This is a genomic window from Colwellia sp. 6M3, from assembly GCF_014077595.1.
Classification (GTDB): Bacteria; Pseudomonadota; Gammaproteobacteria; order Enterobacterales; family Alteromonadaceae; genus Cognaticolwellia.
On sequence record NZ_JACGWF010000282.1, the window covers coordinates 1 to 214 of the forward strand.

A 214-nucleotide genomic window follows, 5' to 3' on the forward strand; every position below is an offset into this window, starting at 1 on the left:
AGGCAACGTGGTGTATCAACCGGCTACGCAAGGAGCTTAAGGCGCATAGGCGTACAATAGGATATTCTGTATGACGGTTTTTACTGTGCTTAATATAGTGAAAGTGCTCAGCAAGAGCAGGTGTATCAGGTGCACGAAATTGCGTTCCATCGACAGAAAATAACCGGAGTCCATACCACGTATCATCAGCATCTTCTTCTTGTGTCCAATGGGC

Annotated in this window: 1 pseudogene; it reads right to left on the minus strand. The window is 46.3% G+C overall.

Going from position 1 to position 214, the window contains the following annotated elements:
* Positions 1–214, minus strand: a pseudogene (locus H4J50_RS19410) (IS4 family transposase); the annotation flags it as partial.